The organism is Dokdonia sp. 4H-3-7-5 (assembly GCF_000212355.1).
Classification (GTDB): domain Bacteria; phylum Bacteroidota; class Bacteroidia; order Flavobacteriales; family Flavobacteriaceae; genus Dokdonia.
On sequence record NC_015496.1, the window covers coordinates 2,723,286 to 2,740,945 of the forward strand.

Consider the following 17,660-nt stretch of genomic DNA (forward strand, 5'->3'; position numbering starts at 1 on the left):
ATTATTCAGAATAGTTACAATCGCTCAATTAGGGTATTACACTTACGATTGGGTAAAAAATAAACGGTCTTTTAAAGAGAAATTTATTCCAAACTTGAGAAAAATTAAAAGAAAATTAATATAGCTTAATAATTATGGATACTACAGATAGAGCGGCAAACATCGATAGTAAAGAGCATGGTGTTCATAAAGGAAAGCGCATAAATCAGTATAGAGATCAAAATGAGTATTCCACCAAAATTAAACGAGATGCTGGGGAATCTAGTAAAATTGGAAGTAAGACTTTATCCAACTAGGAAAATGCTGTACACTAAAAAAATCATAAGGTATCAGAACAAAAATTAAAATAATAATTTCAATAAAAAAAGCTTGTATGATGCAAGCTTTTTTTATTGAAATTAATTTAAAAACTTATAAAATAAAAAGTCAATATTTATCGTAGAATGGTGATCTCTATAGTTTTGAAATATAAGGATACAGATAGATAAATATAGTTTATTTATGAGACTAAAATTTCATGTAAGTCTAACAGCTGTAAAAGTTTATCACCTAATCAGTCTTAGGAAACCGATAGGAATTGCTTTTCATTTGCGAACTAACTGTAGTTACCAGCGACATGTTAAAGTACAAGAATTCTATTTGATAGATTAACAAATCTATTAGACAACTCCATTACTGTGAAGTAAAACACCTAATTGAAATGATGTTGTAGCTTTGTATTTTTTCTTAAGTTTCATAACTAGTTTCTCTATGTGAGAAACGCTACTAGGCGACTCATTGTTTGCGGCTAATTTTTTTGAAATCTCTAATTGAGTCATTCCTTTTGACATCAATTTTAAAATCTTCTTATCAGTCTTGCTAAGTATTAGATTAGTATTACTCATTATGTTAGTATGTTAAGGGTTTGCAATAGCAAATGTATTCAAATCTATCAATAGAGTTAACTTTACGTCTCATAATTTGAGTTATTGATATTTTTTTAGTATTTCAGTCTGTTATTTGTAAGAAAATGGGAAGATTTTGAATGAAATTTAATTTCATCTATTAGTTGTAGCAAGTTATTGAGCTATTGTATATTAACTAATGAAGATACGTAGGTAATTCGAAAGTACTTTGTGGTAGCAGTTGCTACCTTACATTTTGCAGTTAAATCATATTAAACGAAACCATATAAAATAAAAAACTGCGCTAATCCTAGGATTAGCGCAGTTATGGTGCTTTTTGCAAAGCTTTTCGTGACCTCGACAGGATTCAAACCTGTAACCTCTTGAGCCGTAATCAAGTGCGCTATTCAGTTGCGCCACGAGGCCTAATTGAAAGAATAATTACTTATTCGTTTCGGGGTGCAAATATACAACTGTTTGTTTCATTTAAACAAATAAAATGAAAAAAACATTGCAATTATTTTTTGATATCTTTCTATCAAACTTGAAGTCAAATAATTACGCAAATAGAGTAAATAATTAAGATAGCAGTCTCAACGGATTTAATCGAAAATGCTAACTTTACCCGATGCAAATTTCAGATTACATAAGAGATATTCAAGATTTTCCTAAAGAAGGAATTACGTTTAAAGATATTACCCCATTGTTGGGTGATGCAAACGCTTTCGCGAAAGCGGAAGAGATTTTATATACACTCGTTCCAGAAATTAATATTGATGTAGTAGTAGGGATTGAGGCAAGAGGTTTCTTCTTTGGTACGTTGCTCGCCAAAAGACTTAATGCTGGTTTCATACCCGTAAGGAAGCCTAATAAACTACCATCAGAAAAAATATCACAAGAGTACGCCTTAGAATACGGTACAGATATTCTTGAGATGCATAGTGATGCTATCAAATCTGGAGATAAAGTATTATTACATGATGATGTGTTGGCTACAGGAGGAACAGCCGCTGCCGTAGTAGCACTTATAGAAAAATTAGGGGGAGAAGTAGTACAGTGTAACTTTCTTATCGAGCTAGACTTTTTAAATGGTAGAGATAAACTAGTTGGAAGGCACGTAGCAGCCGCAATTACTTATTAAAAATTATACTGAAAACTAAGGTTTGGTGTAAAGCCAAGTGATTTTACAGTCATTTGCTGGACTTCATTCTTACTGTCAACAAGATAATAGGTATTAAGAATATTATTGTTGTTTAGTAGATTCCAGATAGATGCGCCTATTTGAGCATCATTCTTAAGTATTTTGAAATTGTATATAGTAGAGATATCAAACCTCAGAAAGCTATCTAATGATGAAGAGTTAGGTTTCTCATAAACAATCTGATTATTTTGTAGAATACTTTGATTTTGTGGGCGTGTAAATGGTGTTCCAGAGCGCCAATTAAATCCTAGCGAAAGTTTAAAACGTTCCAGACTATACGAAGTTCCTGCGCTTATAGAATGTCTTATGTCTTTGTTGTTAGGGAATCTGCGGCCTTCATTTAATGTGCTAAAAGTATAATTGTTTTTTGAATAGGAATAACTGAGCCAACTAGTAAAAGATTCAAACCGCTTGCGTGCAAGAAAATCAAGCCCTGTAACATGATAGGATCCAGTAGCATTTGTAAATTGAAATTGGTTCTGAAAGCCTTGACTTCTCGAGGAAATCCCTGCAACTTCTTTTAGATAACCCTCTATACTAAATAACCATTTGTTTCTAGTATAATCTAGGCTTATAGATGCTTGCTTACTTCTTAATACTGGTAATTTTTCGTTATCTGCCGCGACCCATCTTCTTCGTTCAAGTCCTAAAAAATCATTGGGTTGATCAATAATTTGAAAAATAGATTGGTTTTTGCTCTCACCAAGAGCACTTAACTTAAAATAATTTGAAAACCGCTGGCTAAAACGTAGTCTTGGTTCTAAAATAAGCTTGTTAAAACGCTCTAGGTAGCTTGCTCTTGAGCCCACAATAAATTGTGTAGTATTATTGTTAGAGAGAAATGAGAGCTCTGTAAATAGCGCTTGAATACGTGTAATGTGTTTCTCATTTCTAAAAAAGAGCGGATTATTAGTTTGTGCAAGGTTTCTAGTTCCTACCTCTGTAAATTGATATCCATTTCCCCAACCAAAATTATCACCTAGCTTTAATTGTGTGTTTAATGTAAGACCTAGGTCAAGAACTTCGTTTTCTTGGTCAAGTTGTTGGTTATTTTCTATATTAAAATTACGTGACCTTAAATTGTAGTTTGAGGCATATAAATTAAGATCAGTTTTAAATTGTCGATTCCACTGTCTTGCATATTTAATTTTTAAACCTCGGTTTCCTTGATTTATACCACTACGTTCAAAGACTCCTGCCGCCGTCGTGTTTTCATCGTATTCTAACTTATTAAATAGTGTGGTAGCACTTACACTTAGATAATCACGATTGTTTATGTTGTAGATGTATTTTGCGCTAATATCATAAAAAAAGAAATTAATATTTGATGCAGAAATGGGAAGATTTTCGCTCATTTCAAGATCTGTGTCTTGAAAAATACGATTTGTATAATTGCGATATGTAGGCGTTTCGGTTATATCTGTATGAGATCTTCTAGCAGATAGGAGCAAAGAAGCTTTCTTGGTGAGCGGTAGTTTAGCAAACCCTTTAACGTGCAGCAAGTTTGCACTTATGCTTCCGCTTTTTTCATTAGAAAGGCTGTCCTCTAGTCCTATTTTGAGTACTCCAGAAACACCATCGCCATACCTTGCGCTTGTGCCATTTTTTATGACTTCAACTCGTTTAGTTAAATAAGGATTAAAAGCAGATATGAGACCGAAAAAATGGCCAGATTGATACATTTTGATTCCATCCCAGAGTATTAGGTTTTGATCGTTTGTTCCTCCTCGTATATTTAGATTGGATACCGTCTCGTTGGTGCTTATAATTCCTGGTAAGGCTTGGACTGTTTGTAGTACATCTGGCTCTATGACACCAGGGAGAATACCAAATTGCTTTGGAGCTATTATTGTAACCCCAGAGCTAGATTTAGATATTCCCGAAGTTAGTAGGGATGCGATGTAAATATTATCGAGTTCTTGAATTTCGTTAGGACGATTGAGATCTCTTAAAACTATAAAACGATTATTAAGTTTATCAAAATCATAGCCTGTATAGTTGGTTATAAAAAGGAGCGCGTCGTCAAGAGTTTTATCATTTGAAATACGTGGTATTTTAATGGAAGAAACGAGTTCATCTACATATGAAAATCTTACATCATACTTTGTCTCGATGCTTTTTAAAACAGCAACCAGAGGTATTCTCTCGCTATTATTCTCTTGAGATCTTACATCAGAAAAAAATAAAAAGAATATTATAAGAAAAAGTATTGAGAAAACTTTTTTAATCACGAGCTAAAGTTACCTTATTTTCCTCTTTGGTATAGGTTAAATTAAAAGGTAGACTTATAGATTTGAGAGCAATATCTATATTGTCGTGTGTAAATGTTCCCGTGTAAAGCTCTTGAGCAAATACTTCGTCTACATCAACGTGTACTTGATATTGTCTTTCTAATTCTGCAATAACTTCTCTCAAGGGAGTTTTTTCAAAGGAGCTTTCATTGTGAGTCCACGAAGGTGATTTTATAGTGCTAGCAGTTGTAGTTCCTGTAATAAGTACGCTTTCGCGAAAGCGGTCTCCAGCTTTTAATATTACTTCCTGTGCCGCGGTTGTTACTTTTACAGAACCTTCATAACATACCACGTCAAAGTATTCATTTCTATTTTTGATATTAAATTGTGTACCTAATACTGTTACAGTTCCATTTGTAGTTTTCACATTAAAAGTAGTTCCCTTTGCCACTTTGAAATAAGCTTCTCCTTCTAGAGATACATTGCGCTGAGCCTGCCAAGTATCTTCATCATAAGAAATAGAAGACATCGCGTTGAGCATCACTGTGGAGTTATCGGGTAATGTGATGGTTTCTTTTTGAGCAAATTGTGTATTATGATTAGTACCAGTAGATCTTACTGATAGTGCATAATAAACCCCTAGAAATAGTAAAAATACTGCTGCGATACGTAAAAAAGGTTTCAGCGAAATCACTTTAGATTTCTTAGCATTCACACGGGTATGTAGCGCCTCAAGTTGCTTGTCTACATGGTAAGTAGGAATCTCTAGATGTTTGACGGTATCAGAAATACGCGTGTATTGATGGTACTCTTCAAGATTTTTAAATGCTTGAAGCTCACTCTCGCTAAGCTCATTATCGAGCCATTTACGTATTAATTGTTCTTTTTCCATAGCGTTACTATATATGTAACAAGGTTGTTGTTATATTTCCTACCTGAGCTCTGTGATTTCTTTTTTTAATTTTTTTAGAGCACCATAAATTCTTTTTTCTACTGCCTTTGTAGAGATGCCTAAAAGCGCTGCAATTTCCTTGTGTTTTTTTCCTTCTACGCGGTTAAGTAAAAAAGCTGTGCGCTGTGCCTCTGTGAGATTTACAATCGCTTTTTCAAGTTTTTGTTGGTACTCTTGTTCTTCAAGTACAAATTCTGGAGTCTCATTTGTATAACCTTTAGGGGTATTCTTTTTAAATTTTAAAACCACCTTCTGGTGTGCATAGGCGTTAAGCGTAAGGTTATTTGCTATGGTAAACAGATAACTTTTTGCCTTATCTTCTGAAACTTTTGCACAGTTTTCCCAGAGCTTAATAAAAGCCTCTTGTACTTTATCTTCGGGATTGTAGTCGTTCCCGAATTTATAATAAAGAAAATTAAACAGATTTTTAGAATGCGCCTTAAAGACTCTATTGTAAATAGTCTCTTGGCAAACACCCTTTTTATTTTCCTTTTTCATTATGTACAATAATAGAGAATTGTAAATAATAACTTAAATAGGGTAGGAGTTTTTTCTTTAAAGATGTTTTATTATTGCAGTACCTTACAAAAATATGCAAACCACAGTACTCTCATCTTTAAGACCTTTACAGCGGCTATTGTTGCTGGCATTACTATGTATAACAATAGGTTGTCAAGATGATTTTATTGAAGAAGATTCAAGTCAAACAGGCGTAGAGGATAATGCGAGTGCACAGTTAATGCAACTAATGTACAATGTCGCTCTTAATGATGGGTCTCACGATGATATCATTGATAGAGCTCCTTGCTTAGAACTTGTGTTACCAGTTACTGTTACTATAAATAATGAAATTGTTGTAGTAAATGGCACTGAAGATTTTCAAACGGTAGCAGCACTCTTCGAGCAACAAGGAAATGCAGACGATTATGCCATTAATTTTCCTATTACGATACTCACTTCTACACATGAGCAAGTTGCGGTTGCGTCGCAGTCGGCCTTTAATGATCTTATAGGAACTTGTGGACAAACTAACCAAAATGACGCAGATATAGAATGCGTTGATTTTGTATATCCGCTTGGATTTAGCACTTTTAATCCAGAATTTACGATAACAAATACAGTAAGTGTGCAAAGCGACAGAGAGTTGCTTTCATTTGTTAATAGCATGCAAGAAACTAATCTTGTGGCGGCTGTAAACTTTCCTATTGAGATGAGAGCTCATGATGATAGTACTGAGGAGATGTCAAGCCATAGTATGCTATCATCTTCGCTGGTACAGGCTTCTTCAAGTTGTGATGAAGGTGATACCTATTACTTTGAGGAAGATGTATGTTTAGAGAGTGAGGTGAATGATTTTCTCATGAATTGTTACTGGCAGATAACTTCTTACAATAATGAGGACACGCTTAGCAACTACGTATTTTCTTTTGGTGCAAATAATTACCTTCTATATTTTGACGTGAATGTAATTGCAGAGGCTGGATGGAGTACAGCTACAACTACTTCAGGTGTTAGACTTAGCTTTTTTAACCTTCCTATCCTTAATTCACAAGTGGGAGGTAACTGGACGGTAACGCAGTGTGATGAAGAGATGCTACTATTGGCAAAAGGTGATGATATAATGACACTCCAACGAAATTGCTTTCAAGAGCCATTAGATTGTTTTGTGAGTGCTGTACTTAACGTTTGTGATAATGGTCAAGAAGGTGAGGCTACTTTTGATCTTACAGAAACACTTTTAGGTTGTGATACCTCAGAAGTTGATATTGCTTACTACTATACTCAAGAAGATGCGAGTAATCAAACAAACGCGATACCAAATCCAACTAATTACACGACAACTACTAGTCCAGAGCTCCTATGGGTAAGGGCTACACTTTTAAGTGATGATAGCGAGTTTAAAATAATTTTCATTAGTCTTACTGTTGTTGACTGTTGATTTGATTCCTAGGTAATCTTAATTACATCTTGATTTATTTACCTTTATCTGTGTTTCCTTTAGAGCTTATAAGGGGTTACTTAAACGGCGCCACGGCAAATGAATCTGTGGTTGATAGGAATGGATCAGATTACTGCACATTAGTTTTAACCAAGATGCTTTTACTAATCCTATTACTGCAGAAAATAGTACTGCGCAAGGTTTTGAGTATTTTGTAAGACTCTAGTCTAAAATACAAATCTCATTCTTTAGTGATGTAGAAATTATGTTTCAGAAGGGTAGAGATCCAAGTCAAGAAGGGCTTGTAAGAAGTGTATCTAGCTTTAAATACTACTCTTTTTTTTAGATAGTTTTCAATTTGGTGATGAATACACATTGGTATTATCTAGCTATTACCGTAGATGCTACAAATGCTATAAAACTTTACAAGGATGCTATCATTCGTAATGAGGTAATTAACGCCACGCTTGGTATAGGAATTGCAGATTTAAATGAATATACACTTGGCCAGAATTTCCTAGGTCATGTAGATGATCTTAGAGTGTATAAAAACACACTAAATGCTACCGAAATACAACAACTCTTTACTTTAGGAGGTGATTGCTATACTTGTCTGTAAATCTTTAAAAACAAGACTTTATAAAAAAAGGCTAGCTGTATAGCTAACCTTTTCTTTGTTTTTTACGCTTTCGCGAAAGCGTGATACTATAAAGTTGATACTCGCGGAATGCTTTTATAGAGTGAATAGTGTACATCTAATATAGAGACACTTTCTACAAGTATCTTTTTCTAGTTATATTACTTGAAACGATAGCCTATACTGATTCCCGCTCTACCACTCACTTTATCTTGATTGGTTTCAAAAACGTTTCTTCCCATTCCAAAATTTGCTTGTAAAATGATTCCTTCTTTTGAAATCCACTTGTAACCTGCGCCTAAACCTAGAAGTAGATTATTATCTGTATCTGGTATAGCATTGGGCTCAAGGATTTTGGTACTGTGAAACATTGTAAACCCTTCGACAAAAAGTCCGCTGGCATATTTCTTGCTTAAATAGCGTCTATAAAAACCGTTGATTCCACTGTCATAATCATATGAAAAAGCTGCGCCGGAGTCATTAAAAGTGGTAAATAATGACGTCCCAAAAGAAGAGTTTTCATTAATTGTTCTTTCAAATTCTACCTCGATTGTACCTAAGGCGGTAGAGAGCCCGTTTAATTTTAATTCTGAAAAATTTGAATTTTCAAACTGTTCTTGTGCAAACATAGTAGCACAAAATAATAGTAATGATAAAGTGATTAATTGCTTCATGATGAATGAATTATAAAGTTAGTTATAAATTCAAATCTATACGGTTTTCCTTCTTGAAATAGTTAAGAATTTGGTAAATAACATAATGCATAAGCTATTTAACTTTTATTTTGGCAATAAGAATATTGTCGTTGTTCGGGAACTTTCTGCTATAAGAGGTGATTGCTATACTTGCTTGTAGATTTTTCAGCAGCAGACTTTATCAAAAAAGGCTAGCTGTGTAGCTAACCTTTTTTTTGTTTTTTACGCTTTCGCGAAAGCGTAATTCTATACCTTAAAGCAATCTTGCTCTTCTTTTCTTTCTAAAGTCTCTCACGAAGTACCATGCAGCGCAACTTAAGATGATAACGATACTTATAAGGTTACCAAAGATGAGAGTAAGAAGTAAATAGCCTAAGTAAAAGGCGCTAGCATAAAAGGCTACCGCTAGTAACATGACTAAGTATAAAGCAATCGTTTTAATCATTTATAGACACTTCACTATTTAGTTTTAGGCTCAAATACAGGAAGTAATTTTGTCGAAACCTCGCCAAAACCTATGCGTGGATAATCCTTTGTTTTTGAGTAACCACGTATAATTACAGTGTCATTATCTTCAATAAACTTACGATCACCACCTTCTTCAAGTTTAATAGGCTTTTCTCCTCTCCATGATAACTCGAGCATAGATCCGTAAGAATCTGGTGTTTTTCCAGAAAGTGTACCACTTCCCATCATATCTCCAGCATTTACAGGACATCCATTTACAGTATGGTGTGCGAGTTGCTGGCTCATGTTCCAGTACATATACTTAAAGTTAGATTTACAAACGGTAGTCTCTTTCTTTCCTTCTGGTTGTAATGCTACTTCAAGATTGATATCAAAACTCTTCTTTCCTTCATATTGTAAGTAAGGAAGTAGTTCTTTTTTAGGCTTAGGGCCTTCAACACGGAAAGGCTCAAGCGCATCTAGTGTTACGATCCAAGGAGATATTGAAGAGGCAAAGTTTTTTGCAAGAAACGGTCCTAGTGGCACATATTCCCATTTTTGAATATCACGAGCACTCCAGTCATTAAAGAGTACAAGTCCAAAAATATTTTCCTCGGCATCTGTAGTGGTGATAGATTCGCCTAAGTTATTTGCATCTGTAGTAATAAAAGCCATCTCTAGTTCAAAATCTACTAATCTTGATGGGCCAAATATAGGCTCTGTAGCTCCGTTAGGTAATTTCTGACCATTAGGACGGTGTACCGGAATTCCCGATGGTATTACAGAAGAACTTCTCCCGTGATATGCAACAGGTAAGTGCAGCCAGTTAGGCATCAAGGCATTTTCCTCACCGCGGAACATTGTTCCTACGTTTGTAGCGTGTTCTATGCTTGAGTAGAAGTCTGTATAATCACCTATTTGTACAGGTAATTGCATCTCAACTTCTTCCATTTTGAAAATTACAACATCGCGATCTTTCTGATTACCACGTAAAGATTCATTGGTTTCTTCAAAAATTTCGGCAATGCGGTTACGTACTAGTCTCCACGTTTTACGACCATCTGCAATAAAATCATTGAGCGTGTCTTGTAAAAAGATATCATCTGTAAGTGGGATACCTTCAAAGTAACCTAATTGGTGTAAAGCACCAAGATCTATTGCGTAATCTCCTATACGCGTCCCTATTGTAATAACGTCATCACGCGTTAAGAATACACCAAAAGGAATATTCTGTATTGGGAAATCTGTATTTTTTGGCGTTTCGAGCCAAGTTTTTCTAGAGGGATCGTTAGCAGATAGTGGCATTGTCTATATTTTGATAAGTTGTTTGTAATTCTCTCTTCAAATATAGGATTTATCGCATACTTAAAAAGTCTTTGTAGTATTTTTGTATCACTTTAACAAACAATTTTACTATGCAACGTGATACTGCCATTTTTGACCTAATCCAAGAAGAAAAAGAACGCCAATTAAACGGACTTGAGCTTATTGCTTCAGAGAACTTTGTAAGTGACCAAGTAATGGAAGCTGCAGGTTCTGTGTTAACAAACAAATATGCCGAAGGATACCCGGGAAAAAGATATTACGGTGGTTGTGAAGTAGTAGACGAGGTGGAGACACTTGCTATAGAGCGCGCAAAGGAACTCTTTGGAGCAGCATATGCAAACGTACAACCACACTCTGGATCACAAGCAAACACAGCAGTATTCCATGCTTGTTTAAAGCCAGGAGATAAATTTTTAGGTTTTGATCTTGCACACGGTGGTCACCTTACTCATGGATCTCCAGTAAACTTTTCTGGACGTTTATATAATCCAGTTTTTTATGGAGTAGAGAAGGAGACAGGACTACTTAATTATGATAAAATTCAAGAGATAGCAACAAAGGAACAGCCTAAGATGATTATCGCTGGAGCTTCTGCTTATTCTCGAGAGATAGATTATAAACGCTTTCGCGAAATTGCAGATTCTGTTGGAGCAATTCTTCTTGCAGATGTTGCACACCCAGCAGGGCTTATTGCAAAAGGAATCATTGCAGATCCCATCCCACACTGTCACGTAGTAACAACTACTACACACAAAACCCTAAGAGGACCACGCGGTGGAATGATCATGATGGGCAAGGATTTTGAAAATCCTTTTGGGATCAAATTAAAGAATGGAAATCTAAGAATGATGTCTTCATTACTTGATAGTGGTATTTTTCCTGGTAATCAGGGAGGACCGTTAATGCATGTGATAGGAGCAAAGGCAATCGCTTTTGGAGAAGCACTTACAGATGAGTTTTTACATTATATGGTGCAGGTTAAGAAAAATGCAACAATGCTAGCTGATGCACTTGTACTTAAAGGTTATGATATTATCTCTGGAGGTACAGATAACCACATGATGCTTATAGACCTGCGCAATAAAAATGTAACAGGTAAAGCAGCCGAAGAAGCACTAGGAAAAGCAGATATTACAGTAAATAAAAACATGGTACCATTTGATGATAAGTCACCATTTGTTACTTCTGGTATACGTATAGGTACAGCTGCAGTGACCACTCGTGGTCTTGTAGAAGGTGATATGCATGAGATTGCAAACTTTATAGATAAAGCAATACAGCATCACGATAATGATGAAGTACTTGCAAACGTTGCAGCAAGTGTAAACGAGATGATGGGACACAGACCATTGTTTAAAGCATAACACTTGTCACTTTAAAATATAAAAGCCCGCTATATGCGGGCTTTTATATTTTATAATAGTTTCTTACAGCATGTTATACTGCAGTGATGTTATTAAGGTTTCAGTACGAGTTTTATAATCACAAGTAAAGCGATAAAACCCATAAAACCTACCAGCACCCACTTACTTCCTTTGTATTGCTTTTTGTGAAGGGATAAATCCTTTCTATAACTCCATACCATTAGAAGGATGAAAGCCACAATAAAAAAAACAACAAATATAATCTGACCAGTACTAAACATTTAAAGTATTTTAGGAGTTGTAAAAATACGACTGAGTACGCTTTCGCGAAAGCGTAACAAAATAAAATCCTTTATGAAAAATAAAATAGCCGCCGTAACATTATTTCATGACACTTATGGTCTTGATCGAAAAGATAAACCTACTGCAAATCTCCCGCTATCGAAAAATGAGCTACGCTTTAACCTCATGAAAGAGGAAAATGAAGAATACCTAGAAGCTGCAAACGCTGGTGACCTAGTAGAGGTGGCAGATGCCCTAGGGGATATGCTTTACATATTATGTGGAACGATCATCGAGCATGGGATGCAAGATAAAATTGAAGAAGTCTTTAATGAAATACAGCGTTCTAATATGAGTAAACTAGGAGCAGATGGTAAGCCTATCTATCGTGAAGATGGAAAAGTGCTTAAGGGGCCTAATTATTTTAAGCCAGACATTAAGAGTATACTTGACAAGTAATCACATAAAAAAGCCGCTTCTATCTAGTAGAAGCGGCTTTTTTATAAAATATAGTGGAAGATTACTCTTCTACTGTGATTCCTAGTTTTGCAAGAACAGCCATTGTAATATCTGCTGCAGGGTCTGCATATGCAAAGTTGTTATTGTTACCTATAGTAAGGATGTGTGAGTAGCCTTGTTCTTTTGCTACTACAGTTACCATTTCTCCTATTTTCTTGTAAAGTGGCTGTACAACTTCAGATTGCTTTAATTGTAAAAGCTGTGCACCATTCTGACGAAATTTTGAGATATCTTCTTCAAGAGCAATGATTTCTCCTTGTTTTGTTTTCTTGTCTGCATCTGTAAAAGTTGCTTGACCGCTTTGGTATAATTTCACCTTAGCTTCATAGTCTTCAATCTTTGCTTTCATTTGTGTTTCAAGATCAAGATTGTAAGCTTTCACTTTTTCATTTGCTCCTGTAAGCTCGGGCATTTTTGTGAGGATAAAGTCGGCATCTACAGTTCCTATTTTGCTTTGAGCAAAAGCGGTTGTTGTAAATAGCACTACAAACATTCCAAGTACGATTTTTTTCATTGTATAGTATTTATTAAGATTATCATTTGCGCGTGCAAATATATGTGATAGAAGACAATATCTGTGCCAAGTGGTAAGTTTTAAGTAAATAGCTGCCCGCGGTGAGGCTTAAGCGCATCTCTTACGGGCTTCATCGCTTCTCTATCTACCACTAAAAATGCAATGCTGTGGTCTTCTGTAACTTGTTGGGTACCTGTTATGGGAGTGTTTAATGTCTGTGCAGTTGCATACTCCTTTAAGTGAATCTCGTGATGTAAAGCAATTTTATGTGCGTCTGGACCTCTAAAATCCCAGATTAGTTTAAGTCGTTCTTCTGTAGACATAATTTGATTTAATTTCTAGCAAAAATATAGCATATATGTTCTACCTAGCTCAGTAGGTACTAAATATTCTATAATCTCGTTGCTATGGTACAACAGTTCATAATACTTATTTTTGCACATACTTAATACACTATGAAGCACCTTTTTTTATTGCTTATTTTCCTTTGTGGATTTTCGTTTGCTCACGCTCAAAAAGATATTCTTCTTACAATAAATAATGAAGTTATTGATAGTGAAGAGTTTACGAGGGTTTATGAGAAAAATAGCGAACTCATAAAAGAAGATGAGTCTAATGCTCCAGAAGATTATCTAAAGCTTTTTATAGATTACAAACTCAAAGTCCAAGAGGCCTACAGATTGGGACTTAATAATAAAAAGTCTTATCAAGATGAGTTATCTGCTTATCGTGCACAACTTGCAAAAAACTATCTCAATGACGTCAAGGTAACAGAAGAGCTTGTAAAGGAAGCTTACGATAGAACTGTAAATGAACTTAATGCACGTCACATTCTCGTGAGAGTGAGCCCTGATGCTTCACCTAGTGATACGCTAGTGGCCTACCGAAACATTACTCAAGCGAGGGAACGTATTATTAATGGTGAAAACTTTGAAAAAGTAGCAAGAGCGATAAGTGAAGATCCATCTGCCAAAAAGAACGGCGGTAACCTAGGATGGTTCAAAGCTTTTAAAATGGTGTATCCGTTTGAGAATGCAGCCTATAATACCGCAATTAATGAAGTTTCTAAGCCTTTTCGAACCAGTTTTGGATATCATATCGTTCAGCCTATTGCCGCTCGCAAGTCAAAGGGGAAAGTACAAGTTGCCCACATAATGGTTGCTTTAAATCAAAATGATAGTACTATTATCCCAGAGGAAAGAATTAATGAGGTGTCGAAGCTATTAAGTCAAGGCGCTTCTTTTGAGACAGTAGCACTTAATTATAGTGATGATAGGGCGTCTTATAAAAAGGGAGGAAAACTAGAAGAGTTTGAGCAAGGACAATTGAGTAGTGCTGCGTTTGAAAAAACAGCATTTTCACTTGAAAATATTGGTGCTATTTCGCAGCCTTTTAAAACTGAATTTGGATGGCATATCATAAAATTACTGTCTAAAACTCCTGTGCCAACCTATTTGGATGCTCGAGTTGCACTTACCAATAAAGTAACAAGAGATGCTAGAGCACAGGTAATATCAAACAAGTTAGACAGCAAGTTGAGAAATAGATATAATGTAGCTCTTAATGAAGGCTTGCAATCATATCTAGAAAGTCTCTTCCCAGAGAAATATTCTGAAACCAAAATTGTTCTTAATAACGAACCGGCATTAAGTAATGTGGCATTTACTTTAGGCAAAAAGAAAGCTACATACACCTATAAAATGGTAGCCGACTATTTACTGGCGAAGTATCCACGTAATAAATTTAGGTCTAGGAGTCAGTTTGTAGAAGAGGGAATTCAATCTTTTGTTAGTGTTGTACTTAAAAATTATCATTTGGAGCACTTGGAAGAGGAAGATCAGGATTTTGCCGATATATTAAAGGAATACAAAGAGGGTTTATTGTTATTTGATTTACTAGAAACTAATATCTGGAAAAAAGCTCAACAAGATAGCATAGGTCTACAAGAATTCTTCTTAAGAAATAAAGAAGATTATAGAAGTGTAAAGACTTATGAGGCTACAGTATGTACTACAAAAAGTAAGAGTTTAGCGAAAAATTATAGAAAAATTATTTCTAAAGGCCTCTCGCCAGACGAAGCCGTATTATCTTTAAAAAGTAAGAGTGACACTCCTGTGCTATTATCTAATAGAGTTTTAACTCAACAAGAATTTCCGAAAGGACAGTATCTATCTATAGGTATAAGTGATTTAATAGAAGATGGAGATAACTTTATAGTCTATGACGTTACTGCCATCACAGAGGCAAGAGATCAATTACTAAAGGATGTGAGAGGTGTAGTTATAAGTGACTATCAGAAAGAGTTGGAAAATAAGTTTGTAAAGAATTTAAGAGATAAAAGCACAATCACTATTAATAAAGAGATTTTAAATAGGTTAATAACGAAATATGAGAATTAAAAACACTAGGGTCGTTGTATTTCTGCTGTTTACAGTAGTCTCGCTGTCTATAGTGAGTTGCCGCTATTTCAAGAGTGACAACACAGAAACAATAGTTGCTAGGGTAAATAATCATACATTATCAAATCGCACTATTGAAGATGTCATGGCAAAAAATGTGGTGAGTGATAGCGCAGCCTTCGTTCAAAACTATATCAATACTTGGGCTACAAGTCAGCTACTACTTGATGGAGCATTGAGAAATTTACCAAAAGAAGATCAAGAAGAATTTGAGGCGCTCGTCTCATCGTATCGAAGTGATTTGTACACGCGTTTTTATAAAGATGCACTTATTAATAAGCAATTAGATAGTGTTGTTTCTGATAGCGAGGCGATGAAATTTTATGAGAATAATAAAGTAAACTTCTTACTTAATGAGCCGTTAGTTCAGTTTAAATTTATTCAAGTAGATGAAGATTATCAAAATCTTAAATTGCTCAAATCTTATTTTATCGGTACTGATGAAAAGGATAAGTATGCCTTAGATTCACTAAAGTTTCAATACAAGAATTTTTTCTTGAATGACTCTGTTTGGATAAAAAGACGTGTAGTTGTTGATCAAATAAATGCTATAAACAAGGAGAATGCAAACAACTTATTAAAAAAAACAAATTTCTTACAACTGCGAGACTCATTAGGATTATATTTGGTAACTGTAAAAAGTACCCTTGAGCGCGGTGAAAATGCACCGTTGGAATATGTAAGACCAACGATCAATCAGATTATTAAGAATAAAAGGAAATTAGCGCTTATACAAAAGCTTGAAAAGGAGATTAAAGATGATGCTATTAAAAACAAACAATTTGAAATTTACAATTAATATAGTTGTACTGCTTGCAGCAACACAACTAAGTTTTGCACAAGAAACAACAGTAACTCCAGAAGTTACAGCGATAACAGAAACAGCAGTAGCTGCTCAAAAGGATACTGTAAAAACTCCTTTTAAGAAATTTAAGGTAGATGGTGTAGCTGGGGTAGTTGGTGACTACTTGATTTTAGAAAGTGATATTGATCAAAGTCTTATTGAGATAAAGCAAAGAGGTCAAGCTTCGGCAGATATCACATCTTGCCAAGTTCTAGGAAGCTTACTAGAAAATAAACTTCTTACACACCAAGCTGTTCAAGATAGTATCGTAGTACAAGATAGTCGTGTAAATTCTGAGGTAGACCAGATGGTGCAGCGTTTTGCTTCACAACTAGGTTCTGAGCAGAAAGTAGTTGAGTTTTATAGAAAAGAAAGTATGGCAGACTTACGTGCCGAGTTATTTAGCATTAGAAAGAATAATATACTTTCTGATCGTATGAATCAGAAGATAGTGGAATCTGTAGATGTTACTCCAGATGAGATTAAAACGTTTTTTAATAGAATACCAGCAGATGAGCTTCCTACTTTTGGAGTAGAGCTAGAGATTGCACGTATCGTAATTGAGCCTAAAGCTACTGAGGAAGAGCGCCAGAAGGTTATAGACCGTCTTAAAGGTTTCCGTAGAGATATTCTTGAAAATGGAAGTAGCTTTGCAACAAAAGCTGTTTTATATACAGATGATGGAGCATCAAGACCTGATGGTGGTTTAATGGTAATAGACCGTAAAACACCTTTGGTAAAAGAATTTAGAGATGTAGCCTTTAGTTTACAAGATGGAGAAATCAGTGAGCCTTTTGAAACAGAATTTGGTTTTCACATTGTTACTGTAGAAAAAACCAAAGGTGAGCGTAAAGACATCAGACATATACTGCTTGTCCCAGAAATCAAAGAAGCTCAAGAAGAGGAAGCAAAAGATCTTGTAAATAAAGTGAGAAAACGTATCATAGATGGCGAACTAACTTTTGAAGAAGCTGCCAAAGAATTTTCTGATGAGACGGAAACAAAATTTGAAGGAGGAACACTGACTAATCCTCAAACATTAGATAAACGTTTTGAACTAGGTAGACTAGATCCGGATATTTATCCTAAAGTAAATAACCTGGCAGATGAGGAGGTATCATTAGTTTACACAGACCAAACAAGAACTGGGACTAAACAATTTTTAATATATACGGTAGATAATCGACTTGAAGAACACAAAGCAGATTATGTAAAAGATTATATTAAGATTAAAGAACTTGCTCTGCGTGAAAAACAAATTGCTGCAATAGAGAAGTGGCAAAAGGAAAAAATAACAGAGACTTACATCAAAATTAATGGAGACAATCGTGACTGCGAGTTTGTAAGTAATTGGTTAAAAAAATAA

The 17,660-nt window shown here is 35.1% G+C and carries 17 protein-coding genes and 1 tRNA gene; 9 read left to right on the plus strand and 9 right to left on the minus strand.

Annotated elements, in window-relative coordinates:
• Positions 1–134 precede the first annotated feature (134 nt).
• The gene (locus tag KRODI_RS15675) at positions 135–296 is read left to right on the plus strand and encodes a hypothetical protein (protein WP_013751898.1); all 162 of its coding nucleotides are present in this window, start codon (positions 135–137) and stop codon (positions 294–296) included.
• A gap of 940 nt (positions 297–1,236) precedes the next feature.
• On the opposite strand, the gene KRODI_RS12110 is transcribed toward KRODI_RS15675, so the two are convergent.
• Positions 1,237–1,310, minus strand: a tRNA-Arg gene (locus tag KRODI_RS12110).
• Positions 1,311–1,512: 202 nt separating this feature from the next.
• Between KRODI_RS12110 and KRODI_RS12115 the strand changes: the two genes are divergently transcribed.
• Entirely contained in the window at positions 1,513–2,025 is a 513-nt protein-coding gene (locus tag KRODI_RS12115; protein ID WP_013751900.1) for an adenine phosphoribosyltransferase, read from the plus strand.
• Here the strand turns inward: KRODI_RS12115 and KRODI_RS12120 are convergent.
• The 3 genes from KRODI_RS12120 to KRODI_RS12130 are packed head-to-tail and all read right to left on the minus strand — an operon-like array spanning position 2,022 to position 5,766.
• Positions 2,022–4,316 carry a TonB-dependent receptor plug domain-containing protein gene (locus KRODI_RS12120; RefSeq protein WP_013751901.1) on the minus strand — a complete coding sequence of 765 codons (2,295 nt, stop codon included), beginning with the start codon at positions 4,314–4,316 and terminating at the stop codon, positions 2,022–2,024. The two genes, KRODI_RS12115 and KRODI_RS12120, sit on opposite strands and share 4 nt — an antisense overlap.
• A complete protein-coding gene (locus tag KRODI_RS12125; protein WP_013751902.1) occupies positions 4,309–5,208 on the minus strand; it encodes a FecR family protein in 900 nt (299 codons plus the stop codon). The genes KRODI_RS12120 and KRODI_RS12125 overlap by 8 nt, the downstream gene beginning before the upstream one ends.
• A gap of 39 nt (positions 5,209–5,247) precedes the next feature.
• A complete protein-coding gene (locus tag KRODI_RS12130; protein WP_013751903.1) occupies positions 5,248–5,766 on the minus strand; it encodes an RNA polymerase sigma factor in 519 nt (172 codons plus the stop codon).
• A gap of 94 nt (positions 5,767–5,860) precedes the next feature.
• On the opposite strand from KRODI_RS12130, the gene KRODI_RS12135 reads away from it, so the two are divergent.
• A complete protein-coding gene (locus tag KRODI_RS12135; protein ID WP_041295698.1) occupies positions 5,861–7,207 on the plus strand; it encodes a hypothetical protein in 1,347 nt (448 codons plus the stop codon).
• A 364-nt stretch (positions 7,208–7,571) separates the two neighbouring features.
• The gene (locus KRODI_RS12140; RefSeq protein ID WP_041295699.1) at positions 7,572–7,826 is read left to right on the plus strand and encodes a LamG-like jellyroll fold domain-containing protein; all 255 of its coding nucleotides are present in this window, start codon (positions 7,572–7,574) and stop codon (positions 7,824–7,826) included.
• 179 nt (positions 7,827–8,005) lie between these two features.
• Here the strand turns inward: KRODI_RS12140 and KRODI_RS12145 are convergent, their stop codons facing one another.
• The 3 genes from KRODI_RS12145 to fahA form a co-directional block, all read right to left on the minus strand.
• Positions 8,006–8,518, minus strand: coding sequence for a DUF3575 domain-containing protein (locus tag KRODI_RS12145; protein WP_013751904.1), 513 nt, complete (start codon positions 8,516–8,518; stop codon positions 8,006–8,008).
• A gap of 274 nt (positions 8,519–8,792) precedes the next feature.
• Positions 8,793–8,984: a hypothetical protein gene (locus tag KRODI_RS15540; protein ID WP_108879059.1), complete on the minus strand. Its 192-nt coding sequence runs from the start codon at positions 8,982–8,984 to the stop codon at positions 8,793–8,795.
• 14 nt (positions 8,985–8,998) lie between these two features.
• The gene (fahA, locus tag KRODI_RS12150; RefSeq protein ID WP_013751905.1) at positions 8,999–10,291 is read right to left on the minus strand and encodes a fumarylacetoacetase; all 1,293 of its coding nucleotides are present in this window, start codon (positions 10,289–10,291) and stop codon (positions 8,999–9,001) included.
• A 110-nt stretch (positions 10,292–10,401) separates the two neighbouring features.
• Here fahA and glyA point away from each other — a divergent pair, with 110 nt between their 5' ends.
• Together glyA and KRODI_RS12165 are read left to right on the plus strand one after the other, a co-directional pair.
• Complete coding sequence (gene glyA / locus KRODI_RS12155; protein WP_013751906.1) at positions 10,402–11,676, plus strand: serine hydroxymethyltransferase; 1,275 nt, start codon at positions 10,402–10,404, stop codon at positions 11,674–11,676.
• A gap of 354 nt (positions 11,677–12,030) precedes the next feature.
• Entirely contained in the window at positions 12,031–12,417 is a 387-nt protein-coding gene (locus tag KRODI_RS12165; RefSeq protein ID WP_013751908.1) for a nucleoside triphosphate pyrophosphohydrolase family protein, read from the plus strand.
• Between the two features lie 61 nt (positions 12,418–12,478).
• Here the strand turns inward: KRODI_RS12165 and KRODI_RS12170 are convergent, their stop codons facing one another.
• Both KRODI_RS12170 and KRODI_RS12175 read right to left on the minus strand, forming a co-directional pair.
• Positions 12,479–12,991 (minus strand): OmpH family outer membrane protein, encoded by a 513-nt coding sequence (locus KRODI_RS12170; RefSeq protein ID WP_013751909.1) that lies wholly within the window; start codon positions 12,989–12,991, stop codon positions 12,479–12,481.
• Positions 12,992–13,071: 80 nt separating this feature from the next.
• On the minus strand, positions 13,072–13,314 hold the full coding sequence (locus KRODI_RS12175; protein ID WP_013751910.1) for a hypothetical protein: 243 nt from the start codon (positions 13,312–13,314) through the stop codon (positions 13,072–13,074).
• A gap of 132 nt (positions 13,315–13,446) precedes the next feature.
• On the opposite strand from KRODI_RS12175, the gene KRODI_RS12180 reads away from it, so the two are divergent.
• From KRODI_RS12180 to KRODI_RS12190, 3 genes are read left to right on the plus strand one after another with little or no spacing between them, the layout of a single operon-like run.
• Positions 13,447–15,390, plus strand: a complete 1,944-nt coding sequence (locus KRODI_RS12180) for a peptidylprolyl isomerase (protein WP_013751911.1) — start codon at positions 13,447–13,449, stop codon at positions 15,388–15,390.
• Positions 15,380–16,249 (plus strand): hypothetical protein, encoded by an 870-nt coding sequence (locus KRODI_RS12185; RefSeq protein ID WP_013751912.1) that lies wholly within the window; start codon positions 15,380–15,382, stop codon positions 16,247–16,249. The genes KRODI_RS12180 and KRODI_RS12185 overlap by 11 nt, the downstream gene beginning before the upstream one ends.
• Positions 16,209–17,660, plus strand: coding sequence for a peptidylprolyl isomerase (locus KRODI_RS12190; protein WP_013751913.1), 1,452 nt, complete (start codon positions 16,209–16,211; stop codon positions 17,658–17,660). The genes KRODI_RS12185 and KRODI_RS12190 overlap by 41 nt, the downstream gene beginning before the upstream one ends.

Excerpts from the sequence above, each read along its gene's own strand:
- KRODI_RS12145 (WP_013751904.1), bottom strand. The coding sequence starts at position 8,518 with ATGAAGCAATTAATCACTTTATCATTACTATTATTTTGTGCTACTATG.
- KRODI_RS12175 (WP_013751910.1), bottom strand. The coding sequence starts at position 13,314 with ATGTCTACAGAAGAACGACTTAAACTAATCTGGGATTTTAGAGGTCCA.
- KRODI_RS12180 (WP_013751911.1), top strand. The coding sequence starts at position 13,447 with ATGAAGCACCTTTTTTTATTGCTTATTTTCCTTTGTGGATTTTCGTTT.
- glyA (WP_013751906.1), top strand. The coding sequence starts at position 10,402 with ATGCAACGTGATACTGCCATTTTTGACCTAATCCAAGAAGAAAAAGAA.
- KRODI_RS12115 (WP_013751900.1), top strand. The coding sequence starts at position 1,513 with ATGCAAATTTCAGATTACATAAGAGATATTCAAGATTTTCCTAAAGAA.
- KRODI_RS12135 (WP_041295698.1), top strand. The coding sequence starts at position 5,861 with ATGCAAACCACAGTACTCTCATCTTTAAGACCTTTACAGCGGCTATTG.
- KRODI_RS15540 (WP_108879059.1), bottom strand. The coding sequence starts at position 8,984 with ATGATTAAAACGATTGCTTTATACTTAGTCATGTTACTAGCGGTAGCC.
- KRODI_RS15675 (WP_013751898.1), top strand. The coding sequence starts at position 135 with ATGGATACTACAGATAGAGCGGCAAACATCGATAGTAAAGAGCATGGT.
- fahA (WP_013751905.1), bottom strand. The coding sequence starts at position 10,291 with ATGCCACTATCTGCTAACGATCCCTCTAGAAAAACTTGGCTCGAAACG.
- KRODI_RS12125 (WP_013751902.1), bottom strand. The coding sequence starts at position 5,208 with ATGGAAAAAGAACAATTAATACGTAAATGGCTCGATAATGAGCTTAGC.
- KRODI_RS12190 (WP_013751913.1), top strand. The coding sequence starts at position 16,209 with ATGATGCTATTAAAAACAAACAATTTGAAATTTACAATTAATATAGTT.
- KRODI_RS12165 (WP_013751908.1), top strand. The coding sequence starts at position 12,031 with ATGAAAAATAAAATAGCCGCCGTAACATTATTTCATGACACTTATGGT.
- KRODI_RS12170 (WP_013751909.1), bottom strand. The coding sequence starts at position 12,991 with ATGAAAAAAATCGTACTTGGAATGTTTGTAGTGCTATTTACAACAACC.
- KRODI_RS12130 (WP_013751903.1), bottom strand. The coding sequence starts at position 5,766 with ATGAAAAAGGAAAATAAAAAGGGTGTTTGCCAAGAGACTATTTACAAT.
- KRODI_RS12140 (WP_041295699.1), top strand. The coding sequence starts at position 7,572 with ATGAATACACATTGGTATTATCTAGCTATTACCGTAGATGCTACAAAT.
- KRODI_RS12185 (WP_013751912.1), top strand. The coding sequence starts at position 15,380 with ATGAGAATTAAAAACACTAGGGTCGTTGTATTTCTGCTGTTTACAGTA.